Origin of the sequence: Streptomyces sp. ActVer (assembly GCF_027270795.1) — a bacterium.
Taxonomy (GTDB): Bacteria; Actinomycetota; Actinomycetes; order Streptomycetales; family Streptomycetaceae; genus Streptomyces; species Streptomyces umbrinus_A.
In genome coordinates, this window is sequence record NZ_JAPWHT010000240.1 from 1 (window position 1) to 15,719 (window position 15,719).

At 71.7% G+C, this 15,719-nt stretch carries 8 protein-coding genes; 3 read left to right on the plus strand and 5 right to left on the minus strand.

Going from position 1 to position 15,719, the window contains the following annotated elements; all coding sequences use genetic code 11:
* Nucleotides 1-38: 38 nt before the first annotated feature.
* Nucleotides 39-1,130: a DUF5937 family protein gene (locus O3Q52_RS31920; protein ID WP_269652160.1), complete on the minus strand. Its 1,092-nt coding sequence runs from the start codon at nucleotides 1,128-1,130 to the stop codon at nucleotides 39-41.
* Between the two features lie 21 nt (nucleotides 1,131-1,151).
* Nucleotides 1,152-2,726 (minus strand): AbgT family transporter, encoded by a 1,575-nt coding sequence (locus tag O3Q52_RS31925; protein ID WP_269652161.1) that lies wholly within the window; start codon nucleotides 2,724-2,726, stop codon nucleotides 1,152-1,154.
* 235 nt (nucleotides 2,727-2,961) lie between these two features.
* On the opposite strand from O3Q52_RS31925, the gene O3Q52_RS31930 reads away from it, so the two are divergent.
* Together O3Q52_RS31930 and O3Q52_RS31935 are read left to right on the plus strand one after the other, a co-directional pair.
* On the plus strand, nucleotides 2,962-4,875 hold the full coding sequence (locus tag O3Q52_RS31930) for a CocE/NonD family hydrolase (RefSeq protein ID WP_269652162.1): 1,914 nt from the start codon (nucleotides 2,962-2,964) through the stop codon (nucleotides 4,873-4,875).
* Between the two features lie 251 nt (nucleotides 4,876-5,126).
* The gene (locus O3Q52_RS31935; protein ID WP_269652163.1) at nucleotides 5,127-6,227 is read left to right on the plus strand and encodes a cytochrome P450; all 1,101 of its coding nucleotides are present in this window, start codon (nucleotides 5,127-5,129) and stop codon (nucleotides 6,225-6,227) included.
* Nucleotides 6,228-6,247: 20 nt separating this feature from the next.
* Here O3Q52_RS31935 and O3Q52_RS31940 read toward each other — a convergent pair whose 3' ends face one another.
* Entirely contained in the window at nucleotides 6,248-7,852 is a 1,605-nt protein-coding gene (locus O3Q52_RS31940; RefSeq protein WP_269652164.1) for a CYTH and CHAD domain-containing protein, read from the minus strand.
* A 227-nt stretch (nucleotides 7,853-8,079) separates the two neighbouring features.
* Between O3Q52_RS31940 and O3Q52_RS31945 the strand changes: the two genes are divergently transcribed.
* Nucleotides 8,080-8,520: a hypothetical protein gene (locus O3Q52_RS31945; protein WP_269652165.1), complete on the plus strand. Its 441-nt coding sequence runs from the start codon at nucleotides 8,080-8,082 to the stop codon at nucleotides 8,518-8,520.
* Between the two features lie 156 nt (nucleotides 8,521-8,676).
* Here the strand turns inward: O3Q52_RS31945 and O3Q52_RS31950 are convergent, their stop codons facing one another.
* Complete coding sequence (locus O3Q52_RS31950; RefSeq protein WP_332112966.1) at nucleotides 8,677-15,135, minus strand: amino acid adenylation domain-containing protein; 6,459 nt, start codon at nucleotides 15,133-15,135, stop codon at nucleotides 8,677-8,679.
* The coding region (locus tag O3Q52_RS31955; protein ID WP_269652166.1) for a VWA domain-containing protein at nucleotides 15,132-15,719 on the minus strand (588 nt) is incomplete at its 5' end. The genes O3Q52_RS31955 and O3Q52_RS31950, both read right to left, overlap by 4 nt.

The window sequence follows — 15,719 nt, forward strand, 5'->3', positions numbered from 1 at the left end:
GCCACCCGGCACCGCGCAGCCTTCGCGGACGACCGGGTTCACCGCGCCACGGTCGCCAGGACGTCGTGGCCCAGTCGCTGGATGACGTCCGTGGCGAGCCGGTGGCGCACCAGTTTGCCGTCCCGGGTGGAGCGCACCAGGCCCGCGTCGCGCAGGGTCCGCAGGGCGCGCGAGACCTGCGGTTCGCTGGAGCCGAGTCGGGCGGCGAGCTCCGAGGTGGTGATGGGCTCGCCCAGCAGATGGCGGCACAGCTCCATCCGCGCGGGCGAGGTGAGCGCCATCAGCCGCTGATGCAGATCCCGTACGGTCAGCTCCGCGGTCGGGGTGGTGCCGCGCGCCGCGTACTGCACCACCACGCACGACGGGTGTTGGTGCTTGACGGTCAGATGCGGCCACACCCGGGCGGACGGCACGAGGACGAGGGGGCGCGGGGCCACCTTCACCTCGTCGATCTGCAGTTTGTCCAGCCGTACCCGTTCCCCCGGTCCGACCCGGGCCGCGGTCGGCAGCAGTTCGGTGAGCACATCCGCGGGGGAGCGGGACGCCAGTCGGCGACGTACCTCCCGGGCGTGCTCCTCCAGGGCCGGGCGCAGGATGCGCCAGTCGTCGGCGAAGAACGCGGTGTCCGCGGCCCGCAGCACCGCCAGCAGCCGGTCCCGCAGATCGAGCGGTGCCGCCACCAACTGTCGCGCCAGCTCACCGCGGGCGTAGGAGCGGCGCTGACAGCTGCGTGCGTAGTCCTCCGCGGCGGCGGTGCCGGCGCGCAACTCGCGAACCGGCGGCACGGCCTGCGCGTTGGTGCCGAGGACTCCGGGCGCCACCAGTTCGAGGAAGTCCTCGGCCCGCAGTGCCGCGATCGCCGCCAGCTCCTCGTCCAGGCTCGCCGCGAGCGGCAACGCACGGGGGAAGAACAGGCGGCAGCGGAAGCGGGCCCACAGAGGCGCGAACGTGGACAACTCGTCGCGCAGTCCGGGTGCCGAGGCGACGGCGCGGGACGCCCAGCCGGTGGCCTCCGGATGGTGCTCGGGTTCGGCGAGCACGTGCAGGCCCGCCATCAGCTCCGACAGCGGGGAGGGCCCTGCCGCGAGGTCCGCGGGGCCGAGCCCTCCGAGGTCGAGAACGATGCTCACGCCGTCAGCGTACGGCCGAGGTCACCGCACCGGCGCGCCCGGACCGAGCGGGATGCCCAGCAGATACCAGACGAAGAACAGCAGCACCCACACCACCAGCATGATCATGGCGACGGGCAGGGTGAAGGAGACCAGGGTGCCGATGCCGGCCTTGCGGCGAAGGGTCTGCAGATAGCCGACACAGAGCATGAACGAGGTGCTCATCGGGGTGATGGAGTTCGTGCAGGAATCGGCGATGCGGTACAGAGCCATGGTGGTGGCCGGGCTGGTGCCGAGCAGCATCAGCATCGGTACCAGTGCCGGGGCCACCAGGGCCCACAGGGCGGAGCCGGAGGTGATGAGGAGGTTCATCAGCGCGACCGTGAGGATCAGCAGGGAGAACAGCACCAGAGTGGGCGCGCCCAACCGTTCCAGGAAGTCCGCGCCTTCGACCGCGACGACCGTGGCGATGTTGGTCCACTTGAACAGGGCGAGGAACTGGGACACGGCGAAGAAGAGCACCAGCAGCGGAGCGATGGAACGCACTCCCTCCGCCATGAACTCCGGTATCGCGCGGCTTCCCCTGATCCGCCCGGTGAGCCGCCCGTACACCGCGCCGATGAGCAGGAAGAAGACGGTGAGGAAGGCGGCGATGGCGTTCATGAAGGTGGACTCCACGATCGCGCCGCCCTCGCCGCGGAGCGGCGACGAGGCGGGCAGCATCGCGAGCACGATCAGCGCGGCGTAGCCGAGCACGGCAAGACCGGTCGTCCGCAGGGCCCGTACCTCGGTGGCGTCGTCGACCTCGGCGGCGACGACCTGCTGTGCCGCGGCGGCCTCCAGGTCCGCGTCGGGGAGCAGGTGGTGCTCGCGCTTGGCGAGGACCTTGTCCACGACCAGGGCGATCGTGCCGGCCAGCACGAACGCCGAGACGGTGGTGAAGTACATGTTGTCCGTCGCGCGGACCACCACGTCCTTGTCGACGAGCTGCGCGGCCTCGGTGGCCACGGAGGCGAACAGCGCGTCACCGGGGGCGATCAGCGGGTTGGCGTCACCCGCGGCGTTGATGGAGACGAACGCGACGATCATGCCGAGCATGGGGGAGCGGCCCACGGCGCGGAAAGCCACCGCCCCGAGCGGGATGAGGACCACGTACGCGGAGTCGGACAGGAACTTCCCCAGTACGCCGCCCAGGGCCACGCCCAGGACGACGGCGCGCGGGGACAGGCCCGACAGCATGCGGCGGGCAAGCGCCTCGAAGAGTCCCGACCGCTCGGCGACCGCGACGCCGAGCATCACCATGAGCACGGTGCCGAGCGGGCCGAAGGTGACGAAGGATTCCTCGGCGCCGGTGATCAGATCCCGTACGGCGTCCGCCGACAGGGCGCTGCGCACGCCGACCAGGTCACCCGAGGAGGGGTCCTCGACCCGCAGGCCGGAGACGTTCAGGGCCCAGCTGACGAGGGCGACCACCCCGCCCAGGATCCAGAACAGCCAGAACGGGTGCGGCAGCGCGTTTCCGGCACGCTCGACCAGGTCGAGGAGGCGGGAGCCACGGCCCCCCTCGTCGGGCTCGTCGGCCTGCACCTCCTGGGTGCGGCTGTCGGGTGTGCTCATGGCGGACTCCTGTGAGGACGGTGGAACGAGGGCACGACGCGACCGCGTCGCGGGCGCTGTGTGGGAAACGGGGACCCAGGGCCGCGCACGATCCGTCGCGACGGCACGCGGGGTGTTTGCCGGGTTGCGCTGCACAGTAGGTCCCGCGTCCGGTCCCGTCACCGTCCTGCGGAACAGTTGACCTCATGACGTCAAGTGATCGCCATGACGTGGGCAACTGCCTAGCGTCACGGAGGTGATCTCGTACGACACCCCCCACGCCTGCCCGCCCGAACCCCTCCAGGACGGGGCCCTGTGGCGCCGCACCCTGCGTGTCCCCATGCGGGACGGCGTCCATCTCGCCGCCGACCTGTACTCCGCCTCACCCGAGCCGGAGGCGACCGCGCTTCCCGTGCTCCTGGAGCGCACGCCGTACGGCCGGCGCACGCAGCGCGGTTCGGACCAGGACCGCAGCGACGCGCCCGTCCCGCAGCCCGAGGACATCGCCCGGCACTTCACCGAAGCCCGCTACCACGTCGTGCGGCAGGACTGCCGGGGCCGCGGCGACTCCGAGGGAACGTTCGTGAAGTACCTGGGCGAGGGCCCGGACGGGGCGGACACGATCGCCTGGCTCAGGAACCAGCCGTGGTGCGACGGCAGGGTCGTGATGACGGGGGTGTCCTACTCCGCCCACGTCCAGGCGGCCGCGGCCGCTGAGGGGGCGCAGGGGCTCGCCGCCATGTTCCAGGACTCGGGCGGCTTCTCCTGTGCGTACGACGCGGGAATGCGGATGGGCGGCGCCTTCGAGCTGAAGCAGGTGACCTGGGCACTGCGGCACGCGGTGCAGAGCCCGGAGGCGGCGGCTGATCCGGTGCTGCGCGAGGCACTGCTGCGGGTGGACGTGCCGGGCTGGTTCGGTGCGATGCCGTGGCGGCCGGGCTGCACGCCGCTGCGGCACCTGTCGGCGTACGAGGGCTTCCTGCTGGAGCAGTGGCGGCAGGACACCTTCGGGGACTTCTACCGCAACCCGGCGCTCTACGGGCGGGGCTTCTACGGGCGCTTCCCGGACGCGCCGAGCCTGCACATGGGCAGCTGGTACGACCCCTACGTCCGCTCCACCATCGAGAACTTCACCGCCCTGCGGGAACTGAAGTCGGCGCCCTCCCACCTGGTCATGGGCCCGTGGACGCACGGGCACCGCTGCGAGACGTACGCCGGAGAAGTGGACTTCGGACCGCGGGCGACACTGGACGGCAACCTCGCCCCGTCGTACCTGGAATTACGCCGCCGCTGGGTCGGCCGCGCGCTGGGCCGGGAGGACGAGGGGAGTCCGGAGGGCGGAGACCTTCCCGTCGTCCAGTACTTCCTGATGGGCGGCGGTGACGGCCGACGGGATGCGGCAGGGCGGATGCGGCACGGCGGAGCGTGGCGCACCGACACCCAGTGGCCGCCGACGTCGACGGCCCCCGTCGCCCTGTACCTCACCACCGACGGCGCCCTCACCCTCGACCCGCCCACCACGGCCGCCGCATCGGTGACCTACGACTTCGACCCGCACCACCCGGTACCGACCATGGGAGGCCAGGTCACCTCGGGCGAGCCGGTGATGACCGGCGGGGCGTACGACCAGAACGCCCCGGACGCCCGGGTGTACGGGGCGCGTGAGCCGTACCTGCCGCTGGACTCCCGCCCGGACGTGATCAGCCTGACCACACCGCCGCTCCAGCGGGACGTGGTGCTGGCCGGACCGGTGTCCGCACGGCTCCACATCTCCACCACGGCCCCGGACACCGACTTCACCATCAAGCTGATCGACGTCCACCCGCCCAACCCCGACTATCCGCACGGCTTCGCCATGAACATCACCGACGGCATCGTCCGCTGCCGCTTCCACCGCTCCTACGAGAGGCCGGAGCTGCTCACTCCGGGCGAGGTGTACGAGATCGAGGTCACCGCCCCCGACACGGCGAACCGCTTCGCCGCCGGCCATCGCATCCGGCTCGACATCTCCTCCAGCAACTTCCCCCGCTTCGACGTCAACACGAACACCGGCGAACCGGAGGCCGCCGCCCGCCGCACCGCCGTGGCCGCGAACACCGTGCACATGGATGCCGAACGCCCTTCCCGTCTGCGCGTGTGGGTGGAAGGAGGAGCGGACGCGTTCGCCTAGCCGGAGCGGGTCTGGCCGGCCCCGCCGTCGTCGACCGCCTCAGCCTTGACGATCTCCGTGAACCTGAGGACTCTCGAAGGTAGTTGACGGTCCGTCAGTCATGGCGGAGCGAGTTCTGTCGAGAGAGGAGTTCAAGGGTGCCGGACTACGAGTTATCCCACGATGGGGCGACGTTCCCCTTCCCGCCGGGTCCTCACGGCAGCCCGCCGCGGGACTACAGCAGCAGGCGGAGTGCATGCCCGCTGGCCCCGGTGGTCCTGCCCAGCGGGGACGAAGCACTCCTCGCGACCACGTACGACGACGTGCGGGCAGTCCTCGGAGACCTGCGTTTCAGCCGCAATCTGCGCTACGCGGGCGCGCCGCGCATGCTGGCCGCCGTCGACTTCTCCGACGATCCGAACGCGCTGGTCAACATGGACCCGCCCGAGCACACGCGGCTGCGGCGCATCGTTCAGGCCGCCTTCACCCCTCGGCGGGCCGAGACCTGGCGGCCCCGGATCCAGGCCGTCGCGGACGAACTCCTCGCGGAGATGCGCGTCGGGTCACGCCCGACAGACCTGATGACGGCCTTCGCGTTCCCGCTGCCGATCGACATCATCTGCACACTTCTCGGCGTCCCGTCTCAGGACAGCCCTCACTTCCGCAGCTGGTCGGACCTGTTCCTGTCCACGAGCACCGCCGACGCACCGGAACGTGCCAAAGCCGGCGCGGAGTTCGCCGCGTACGTCGACGCCCTGATCGCCGCGCGCCGCCGGGCCCCGGGCGAGGATCTGCTCGACGCTCTCATCAACGCCCACGACGCGGGCGACCGGCTCAACGAAGTCGAGCTTGCCCGCATGGTCCGAGGGCTGATCATCGCGGGACACGAGACCACCGGCAACGTCATCGGCCGCGGCATCCTCACGCTCCTGCGGCACCCGGACCAACTCGCCGTGATCCGCGATGATCCGGCGCTCCTGAACGTCGCCGTCGAAGAGATCCTCCGCATGGAGGTCCCCGGCCACGGAGGGCTGTTGCGCGTTGCCACCGAAACCGTGTCGCTCCCGTCAGGGGGCACGGTCGGGCAGGGGCAGGGCGTTCTTGCCCCGGTCGTGGCCGCGAACTTCGATCCCCAGCACTTCCCGGCCCCGGACACGTTCGACGTCCGGCGTGCCGACAACAAGCACATCACCTTCGGACACGGGCCGCATTTCTGTCTGGGCGCCAACCTCGCGCGCGTCGAACTGCAGGTCGCCATCGGCTCGTTGATCCGGGAATTCCCCGGCCTCGCGCTCGCGGGCAGCGCCCAGGAACTCACCTGGACCAGCGGAAGCCGGGTCTGCGGCGTTTCCCAACTCCCCGTCACCTGGTAGGCAATCCCTCGAACCGTCCGTCACCGACGGAGCCGCTTGCGCAGCGCGGGCGCCGAGGCGCTCGCCCACACCGCGGGCACCTCCTGTTCCCTGGCGTGGGCGACGGCCTGCTCCGCGCCGTACAGCAGACCCCAGGTGAAACCGGCTTCGCCGACCGCATGGGCCGCCACGGCCTGATCCCTGATCGTGCCGCGGGCGACCACGCTGTCCTGATGATCGCCGAGGACCTTCTGCACAGCCTTGACCCGCTTGCCCAGACGCTTGGCCGGTTTGCCGAGGGCAGGACGGGCCACCTCGCTCGCGTAGCGCACCTTCTTCGCCGCCTTGCGGGCCTCGTGCAGCGCCACGTCGCGTTTCGGACCGGGCGACAGGTCCAGAGCGGGGGTCATGCGCCCGGCCAGGCGGTCGTACTCCTTGAGGACGGCCCTGGCCATGACCTGGCCCGCCTTCTTGCGGGCCTTGGCACGCAGCGGAGGCTGTTCCACCAGCGTGGCGAGGGAGTCGAGCAGGGTCAGGTAGCGGCGCGAGCCCAGGGCATCGAGAGTGCGCTGACGGGACTCGGTGCCACGGGCGACGTTCCACGTCTGCAGCCGTGCCACGACGGGGCCGAGAACGAGCTCCTCGGGCAGGACATGGATCCGGTGGGTGAGGCGCTCCATCAGTACTTCCTGATCGCGCTCGGCGCCCAACTCGCCCGCCAGCCACTTCAGTTCGGCCCGGATCGGGTCCGTGACATCGCGGTCGAGGACGGATCGGTAGGAGCGCAGACAACTGCGCAGACGACGGCAGGCGACGCGCATCCTGTGCACCGAGTCGGGCCGGTCGCGTCGTACAGCCGGGTCCAGGGCGGTGAGGGTACGGATCTGTTCGCGCACGTACGTGAGGACCTGCTCGCCGGCCGAACCCGGGTTCAGGTCCAGGTCGCCGGACTGGTCAGCGCCGACGGCTCGGGCGGCGGGGAGCGTCTCGTCGAGGGCCCGGGCCAGCTTCGACGGGGACTGCGCGCGAGCGATGCCCTTCTTGCGCAGCTTTTTGTCCACGGCATCCAGCAGAGCGGGATCGGCGCCCTCGGCCAGCTCCACCTCCACCTCGTTCCACGCGGTACGCCTGCCCTCCGCACGCAGGGACTCCGCGCGAACGATGTCGATGTTCAGCGCGGCACGGAGCGTGCCCTCGGCGTCGACAAGATGCCGCACCTCGCGAGTCGAGCGGATACGAACCACCGGGGTCAGCTTTGCCCCGCGCGTGCGGGAGACCGTCAGGTCGAGCATGGCGTCCGGGACGGCGTACGTGTCGGTAGCGGTAGCGGTAGCGGCGTCGGCGTCGGCGTCGGTCAGAGCCGACTGGATCTCCTCCCGACTGTCGCCCGGCAACGGCAGCTTGAGATGCCACCCGGCGTCGGAGCCGCCGGTCCTGCGGCGCAGCGTGGCCGACGAACCGGACAGACGAAGGTCGGCGGTGTCGTAGTAGACCGCGTCCAACTCCTCGGGTCCCCGGTCGACGACCGCCGTGACACCTTCGACACGCTCCAACCGGGACAGCCAGGAGGCATCGGACAGCCAGGACGTGTCGGAGGACGAAGGGACGGCGTACTTTCGTTCTGTCTCGCGTATCGACTGGACCATGTAGTACCGGTAGGCGCGATCCGCCGGGCGAAACACGGCCTTGGACGTGATTTCGCAATTCTGTGAGGGATCGCACGCATCGCCGGGTTCGCCGACGGGCGGGCGGCGGATGGGCGGCGGGTTGGCAGGAGCCGCCGCCCGGTGGGATCGGCAGTGCGCGACGAGGGCCGCCGTCCGTGCGACGAGGGTCGCTGTTTGCCGACCGTGGGGCTGGATACCCGACGCGCATGGCTGGAGCAAGCAACAAGACGACGAACGGACAGTCGCCGACCGCGAGCGCGCGAGCGGCGAAGAAGACCGTGACCGAAGGCGCCGCGGCGCCGGCGAAGGAGTCGCAGCAGGCTGCCGCCCAGGCGGCGGAGAGTGCCGGAGAAGCGGCCGCCGCAGTAGGCCACGGCAGCAAGGAAGCCGTGGTGAGTCTCGGCGGAGCGGCGTCGGAGAAGGCCAGGGAAGCGGCCAGGACAGTGCAGGGAACCGTCTCCTCGGCCGCCCAGCAGACGATCGGGAAGGCCGGCATGGCCTGGACCGTCCTGAAGGCCAGGAAGGTCCTGGCGGTCGGCGCCGGAGCGGGCACCGCCACCGTGGTTCTCTGCTCCTACACGCTGGGCCGCCGTGCCGGTCTGCGTCGGCGTGGACCGCTCTCCCGCCTCAGCGGCGGCCGTCTCTGAGCAGCAGAACACCACCGAGGCGCTCCTCGGCACGGGCCCGCGAGAGCTTCAGCTCTGGCGGGCCCGGCCGTTTGACCGGCGGGTACGGTCCCGGCCGCTCGACCGGCTCATACGGGGAGGGGCCGTGCAGAGCGGTGTCCGCCTCCCCCCTGCCGGTCAGGGTTTCCCTGGCACACGAGCCGCCATGTCGGCGTCGACGACGTGCCCGAGCAGGTGGAGCGGGGCCGCCGTCACCCCGGCCCGGTCCACGGCCTGGGCGTAGGCGTGAGCCACGTTCTGGTCCACCAAGCCGTGCACCAGCGGCAGTTCCGGCAGGGCGGCGTGCAGCAGGGACTCCGTACGGCAGGAGGCGAGGGTGTCCTCGATCCACGGCTGGGCGAGGTAGCCGGCCGCTGCTGCGGCGGGCAGTCCCTCGGCGGGCTCACGGCGGGTGCGGCCGATGTGGAGCAGCCCGCCGCCCAGGACCAGTACGTCCTGCTGGTCCCGCATCCGCGAGAGCGCTCGGCCGGTGTCGAAGCAGTGCGGGAACGAGTCGTCGATCACCGTGGTGCCGGGCCTCAGCCGGTCCACGTCCAGGACCGCGGAGCTGCCGCTGATCGCCGTCACCAGCAGATCCGCCCCGTACACCGCGTCCGGCAGTGCCTGCCGGGACTCCACCACCTCGACCTCGTCGGCCAGCCCTCGCTCACGCAGGTTCCGGGCCAGTTCCGTCAGTCGTGGTCGGCTGCCGAGTACGTCGCACAGCAGGAGCCGCCGTGGTGGACGGCTGGCTCCTGAGAGGAGCAGCTCCAGGGAGGAGGAGCCGATCGAACCCAGCCCCACGAACGCGACATCGAGATCCGCGAGCTTCTGGCCGGTGGCGTCGAGGGCCGCCTGGACCGTCCTGACCACCGACACAACGGTTGCCGCGTGCCCCGTCGTCACAGCCGCCGGCCCCTCGACGCAGGACAGCACGTCGAAGCCGTAGCCGGTCAGCGACGGGATCATCCCCGCCAGTGAGACGCAGCGCGCGCCGAGCGAAGCCGCCAGCGACACCGCGCGGCCGGTGTGCCGGACGAGACCGGGATCCCGGCCGAGTTCGTCGGCGAAGAGCGGCACGCAGACGAAGCCCGATCGGCCCAGCGGCGTCTCCACCGTCTCCAGGAGGCGCGGCGTGCCGTCGGGGAACAGCATCGTGCGCAGCTCGGCGCGTGGCAGCGCCCCGTCGGGCAGGCCCGCCAGCCGCGCCAGATGGTCGGGGGCGGGCAGGTATCCGACCAGCGCCGCGTCCATCGTCTCCCGAGGCCTCTGCCGTCGAACCACGGGCTCAGGGCTCGCTGCCCGCGCGAGCCGGGTGCGGATCGAGTGCGCGAAGTCGTCGAGCGCGGGTGGGGAGAAGGCCCTCGCGGACCCACGGAGCGTGACGCGCAGCCCGTCCCCGTCCGGCCGCACCGCCATGAACACGTCCGTCGCCGCCGACGGCGGAGCGAACGCGCTGTCCGCGTCCTCCCACGACACCGTCAGCGTGCCGCCGTTGGGCGCGGCCAGCGCGGAGAAGTCCAGGAAGGTGAAGAAGAACTGCGATGTCAGCGGCAGTCCGTTGGCGTGCCGCGGCAGGACGTCGTCGTGGGTCCGTGCCTCCTCGGCCTCGGCGACGATCCGGCGCAGCGTGTCGCCGAAGGGGCCTTGCGTCGGCTCGTGGCCCGCTGCGGTGCCCGGCCGCACCGGTATGGCCGCAGCGAACGGGCCGAAGATCCGGTGTACGTCGGGCAGTGGACGGTCCCGCCCGCTCACTGCCAGCCCGAGGATCAGGTCCGCTTGGCCGGTCGTCTCCGCCAACTGCTGGTAGTAGGCGGTCAGCAGGGGCGCGTACAGGGTCGCCCCTGCTTCTGCGGCGAGTGCGCGCAGCGCTGCCGTACAGCTCGCGTCGAGCACGAACTCCGCCGAACGGAAGGCGGGGGAGCCACTGGCAGTACTGCCGCTGCCGTCGTCGGGTGCGCGCAGAACCGGGGGCCGGTACGGGGCACTCAGCCGGGCTCGGCGTTCCGCGGCGTCCGGCGCTGAGCCGGCCCCCGCTCCGGCTCCGGCTTCCGCTTCGGGTTCGGGGCCTGGCTCGGCCAGCAGCAGACAGTGGTCGCGGAAGGTGGCACGAGGTGTGGACAGTTGGGCTGCGCGGTCGGCGGTCAACAGGTCGTACGCGTCCGTCAGTTCCCGCATGAGCAGTGCGGCGCTGTACCCGTCGCCGATGAGGTGGTGTGCGTGTACGAGGAGGACGTGCTCGTGCGGAGCCAGGGTGAGCACGCGGAGTCGCAGCAGGGGCCAGGTCCATGGCTCGAAGCGGCGACCGGCCTCGGCGGTGGCCCGCTCGTCCACGTCACCGCGGTCGCGGAGCGTCTCGAAGACGACCGGTAGCCGCAGCGAGCGCGGCAGTTCCTGCTGGACGGGCGGCCGCGCGCCCGAGGGGAAGACAGTACGCAGCATCGCGTGGCGTTCCACCAACAGGTCCACCGCGGCCTGGAAGACCTCCTGGTCCAGGGGGCCGGACAAGCGCAGCCGCGCCAGCCAGGAACCGCCGCCCGGTGAGAGCTCCTCGGCGAGGAGGAATCCGCGCTGGCCCGGCGTGAGGGGGAAGGGGGCCGTGTGGTCCTCTCGCGTCGGGCGAGAACTCGCGGCCGTCCCCGTCCCACACGCTTGCCCGGCGGCCGTGTCCACTGCCGCCGCGAGCGCGGCGAGAGTGCGGTGGCGGTAGACCGCGGTCGGCCTGGGCAACGGCCCTTCCTGCTCCCCGAGCCGGGCGAACACCTGGAGGACGAGCATCGAGTCGCCGCCGAGGTCGAAGAAGTCGTCCTCCCGGCAGACCGGGGCGACCTCCAGCAGTTCGGACCAGATTGCCGCCAGTCGCCGTTCGGTCGGCGTCGCCGGGGGAGTCCCACGGCTGTCGGTCCCCGACAGTGCAGCCGATGCCGTGCCCGCACAGTCTGCTGGGGCAGTTGCCTGGGCGGACAGAGCGCGGCGGTCGACCTTGCCGGTGCCGGTCAGCGGCAGTGCGTCGACGACCGTGATGCGTGCCGGGATCATGTACGGCGGCACGATGTCCGACAGGTGCTGGCGCACGTCGCGGGTGTCCGGGCGACCGGAACCACGCCGGACGGTCACGAACGCCAGCAACCGCCCTTCGTGCGCGGTCACCGCGGCCCGTGCGATGCCGGGGTGCGCCTGGAGGGCCGCCTCGACCTCTTCCGGTTCCACCCGGTTCCCACGGATCTTCACCTGGTCGTCGACTCGGCCCAGGAACTCCAGCGCGCCGTCCTCGCCGCGGCGTACCCGGTCCCCGCTGTGATACCAGCGGCGACCGTCGCGGACGGCGAACGCTCGGGCCGTCAGGTCCGGCTCGCCCAGGTAACCGGGTGTCAACCCGACTCCCGCGATGAGCAGTTCGCCGAACTCGCCCGGCCCGCAGGGCGTTCCGTCGGGGCCGACCACCTCCAGTTCGGTACCGGCGACGGGCCGCCCGATCGGCAGGCGTTGCACGTCGTCATCGGGGCGGACGTCGATGACATGGCAGGTGGCGTTGATGGTCGCCTCGGTGGGTCCGTACAGGTTGGCGATCCGTGTGCCGGTTCCGAACAGGTCGAACCACCTGCGTACGTGCGCGGCGGGCAGTGCCTCGCCTCCGACGTGCACCCATCGCAGTGCCGACAGGTCCGGTCGGCCCGCCCCGCGTCGCACCTGCTCCTCGGCGGCGGACAGCAGTTGTTCCCAGAGCGTCGGGACAGAACTCCATACGGTGATCCGAGCCCGCTCCACGTACGCGAGCAGCAGCTCGGGGTCGCGCCGCAGATCCTGCGGCACACTCACCACGGTGGCGCCGACCAGGAGGGGTGCGAGCAACTGGCGTACGGAGGCGTCGAAGCAGGGTGACGCCGTCTGGGCCAGACGGTCCTGGGGGCCGTAGCCGAAGGTGGCGACTGCCCAGTCGAGGTAGTTCTCCATCGCCCGGTGGGTGATGGGTACCGCCTTGGGGCGTCCGGTGGATCCGGAGGTGAAGATGACGTACGCGATCGCCTCGGCCTCCACCTGGGACACGGGGACGATCGCCGGTACGGCGTCGTCACGCATCGAGGTCGGTGAGGTCGGCAGGTCGTCCACGGCCACGGCCCGAACGCCCCGGAGAGCGGCGGCAGTTGGCGCCGTGGACGCATGGCACACCACGATGGTGGCGCCCGTGCGGGCCAGTTGATCCGCCAACCGTGCCGTGGGGTGGCCCGCATCCAGCGGAACCCAGCCGGCACCCGCCCGCAGGATGCCCACCACGCCGACCACGGTGTCCGGGCCCGGCGCGGTGAGGAGTCCGACCAGGTCGCCCGGACGCACGCCGAGGGCCCGCAGGCGCGCGGCGAGCAGAGCCGACGCGTGGTCGACGGCCGCGTAGGTGAGCGTCGTGGATCCGGCATCGACCGCGGTTGCCGTGGGCGTGGCACGGAACCGTTCGAGCAGCCGGGCGACCAGGCTCGGGCCGTTGTCCGGTCCGGCGACCGGTAGGGAAGCCACGGAGGGAGCGGGGGAGAGGACCGTAACAGGCGCAGCCGAATGCGCAGGCCGTGCGGGAGGCGCACACAGCGCGGCCAGTTCCTCGCGGTACTCCCGGTCCAGACGCGCCACCGTCCCCCGCTCGAAGAGCGGCAGCGGGAAGTTCCACGACATACGCAGAACAGGGCCGTCCGCCCAGCACAGCAGGCTCAGCCGGGTCGCGGCCGAGCCGGTGCCGGCCGCGGTCGCCCGTACTTCCACCGGGCAGTCGGACGCCAGGCGGGCCGGGAAGCGGGCGAAACTGAAGCCCGCCGGGCTCGCCGTGCGAGGGCCGCCGTCGGCGCCGGACAACAGCCCGGCCAGGTCAAGGCTGCTCAGGTCGGCGTGCCGCTCGCTCTCCAGCCATGTCCGGCGCAGCCTCTCCGCCAGTGCCATGAGCGGCTCCTCCGAGTCCCCCTCGCACAGCAGCGGAAGCGTGTCGGCGAGCGGACCGACGAGCCGGTCCACCCCGTCGAACCGGTCCTCGCGCCGCGCCCGGGCCACATTCACGGCGATGTCCCGGCGGCCAGTCCACCGCACCAGGCAGCGCACGTACGCCGCGAGCAGCAGGTGGAACAGTGAAACGTCGTGCGCGGCGGCCAGCCGTTCCAGGCCGGTGGTGAGGGCCGCGTCGAGTTCGCCGTGGTGTTGCACGAGCGGGCCGGACGGGGGAGCGGCGGGATCGCCGTCGTACGGCAGCCGCAGCGGTTCGCCCCGTCCGGCCAGGCGCTCTGCCCAGTAACGCCGCGTGTCCTCCCGGCTGTTGGAACCGGGGGAGTTGACGCGTGCCGCCGCGTACGTCGCGAAGTCCAGTGCCGGCGGGAGCAGTTGGGGGCGTTCTCCGCGCCAGAGCGAGGTGTACAGGGCCCACAGTTCCTCGGCCAGGACGTTGAGGCTGTACCCGTCCGCCGCCGCGTGATGCACCACCAGGATCAGGTGCGCGAGGCTCGGTTCCTGGCGGAGTACGACGGCCCGTACCGGCGGTTCGACGGCCAGGTCGAAGGGCCGGTTGCACAGGGCCGATTCGACGTCGGCCACGCTCTGGGCAGTCCCCTCGCGCACCTCGTACCAGGTCTGCAGGGGCATCGTCGGCGCCAGCCGCTGTATCGGCGTGGCTCCCGCGTCGTCGATACGCAGCCGCAGCATGCCGTGCCGCTCGGCCAGAGCTGTCAACGCCCGGCCGAGGACGTGGGTGTCCAGCGGGCCGCGGATCGTCAGGCGCAGATGGCCACGGGCCGGGACGTCCGGGTGCAGCCGGCTGCTGGTGTACAGGGCCAGTTGTACGGGGGTGAGGGCGAAGGGTGCGCCGTCGTCAGTCGCGGGCGGAAGCGGGGCGAGGCGAGCGTCCCGCCCCGCCTCGACGGGATCAGCATCAGCATCAGCATCAGCTTCGGCGCTGGCTCCGGCTGCGGTCTGCGTGTCGAGGTGCGCGGCCAGCTCGCGCACGGTCCGGTACTCGAAGAAGAGCGTCGTGGGCCATGGCCGTCCCGTCTTCCTCTCCAGCCGCTTGACGAGGTCGACGGCGCCCAGTGAGTCCAGCCCGAGGGACAGGAACGGGGCGTCGTCGTCGACGGCCGACGCCGGTACGCCCAGAGACTGCGCGAGCAGCTCCCGGAGCACGGCAGCGGCGCCGGAGCCGGACGCCGTCCCTTCCGCGCCGGAAGGCTGACGATCCGCCGGTGAAGCTGTCTGCGACTGCGACTGCGACTGCGACTGCGACTGCGACTCGGGCTCGGGCTGGGAGTCGGAGTCGGAGCCGGACTCGGGGTCGGAGTCGGGATCCGCGATCGGAGCCGCCGAGGCCGCGGCCGCGCGGTGCAGGCAGTCCGGTGCCAGCAGGCAGCCGCAACGGATCGCGTCCGTGCTGGTCACGGTGCCACCGGGGGCGTGCAGTTCGAGGTGGGTGTCGTCGTCGACGGCGATGCGCACGGTGTCGCCGTCGACGACGGACGGCCGCCCCGCCAGCTTGGTTATGCCGGCGTCCAGCCGCTTGCGGAGGCGGGGCGTGAGCCCCTGGACGAGTTCGGCGGTCACGGCCGGGGCGACCGGAGGCAGGTCGAGGCTCAAGAGACTTTCTCCCCTACCCAGCGGGCGAGTTCGAGTGGGCTGAGGGCGGCGACGGGCATGCCCGCGGCGACGAGTTGTCCCGCGACGCCGGTCGAGTACCGGGGGCGACCGGCGTCGTCCAGGCTCGCGCAGCCGAGTACGTGGCAGCCGGCCCCGACGAGACTGTGGACCTCGGCGAGCAGACCACCGAGGGGATAGCCCTCCTCGAAGTCGCTGATGACCACGACGAGGGTGCGCGACGGCACGGTGACGAGCTCGCGGGCGTGGCGCAACCCCGCGGCGATGTGGGTGCCGCCGCCCACGCTGACCTCAAGGAGCAGCGACAACGGGTCGTCGACATGGCCGGTGAGGTCGATGACCTCCGTGGAGAAGGCCAGGAAATGCGTGGAGAGCGTCGGCACTCCGGCCAGGACGGAAGCCGTGAGGGCCGCCCAGACCGTCGAGGCCTCCATGGACCCCGACACGTCGGTGACCAGGATCAGCCGCCAGTCCGCGGCGCGCTTGGCGCGCGACCGGAAGACGGGGTGCTCCGGGATGACCTGGACGGTGCCGTCCGCGCCGCGGCGCGCGGTCGCGAGGTTGGC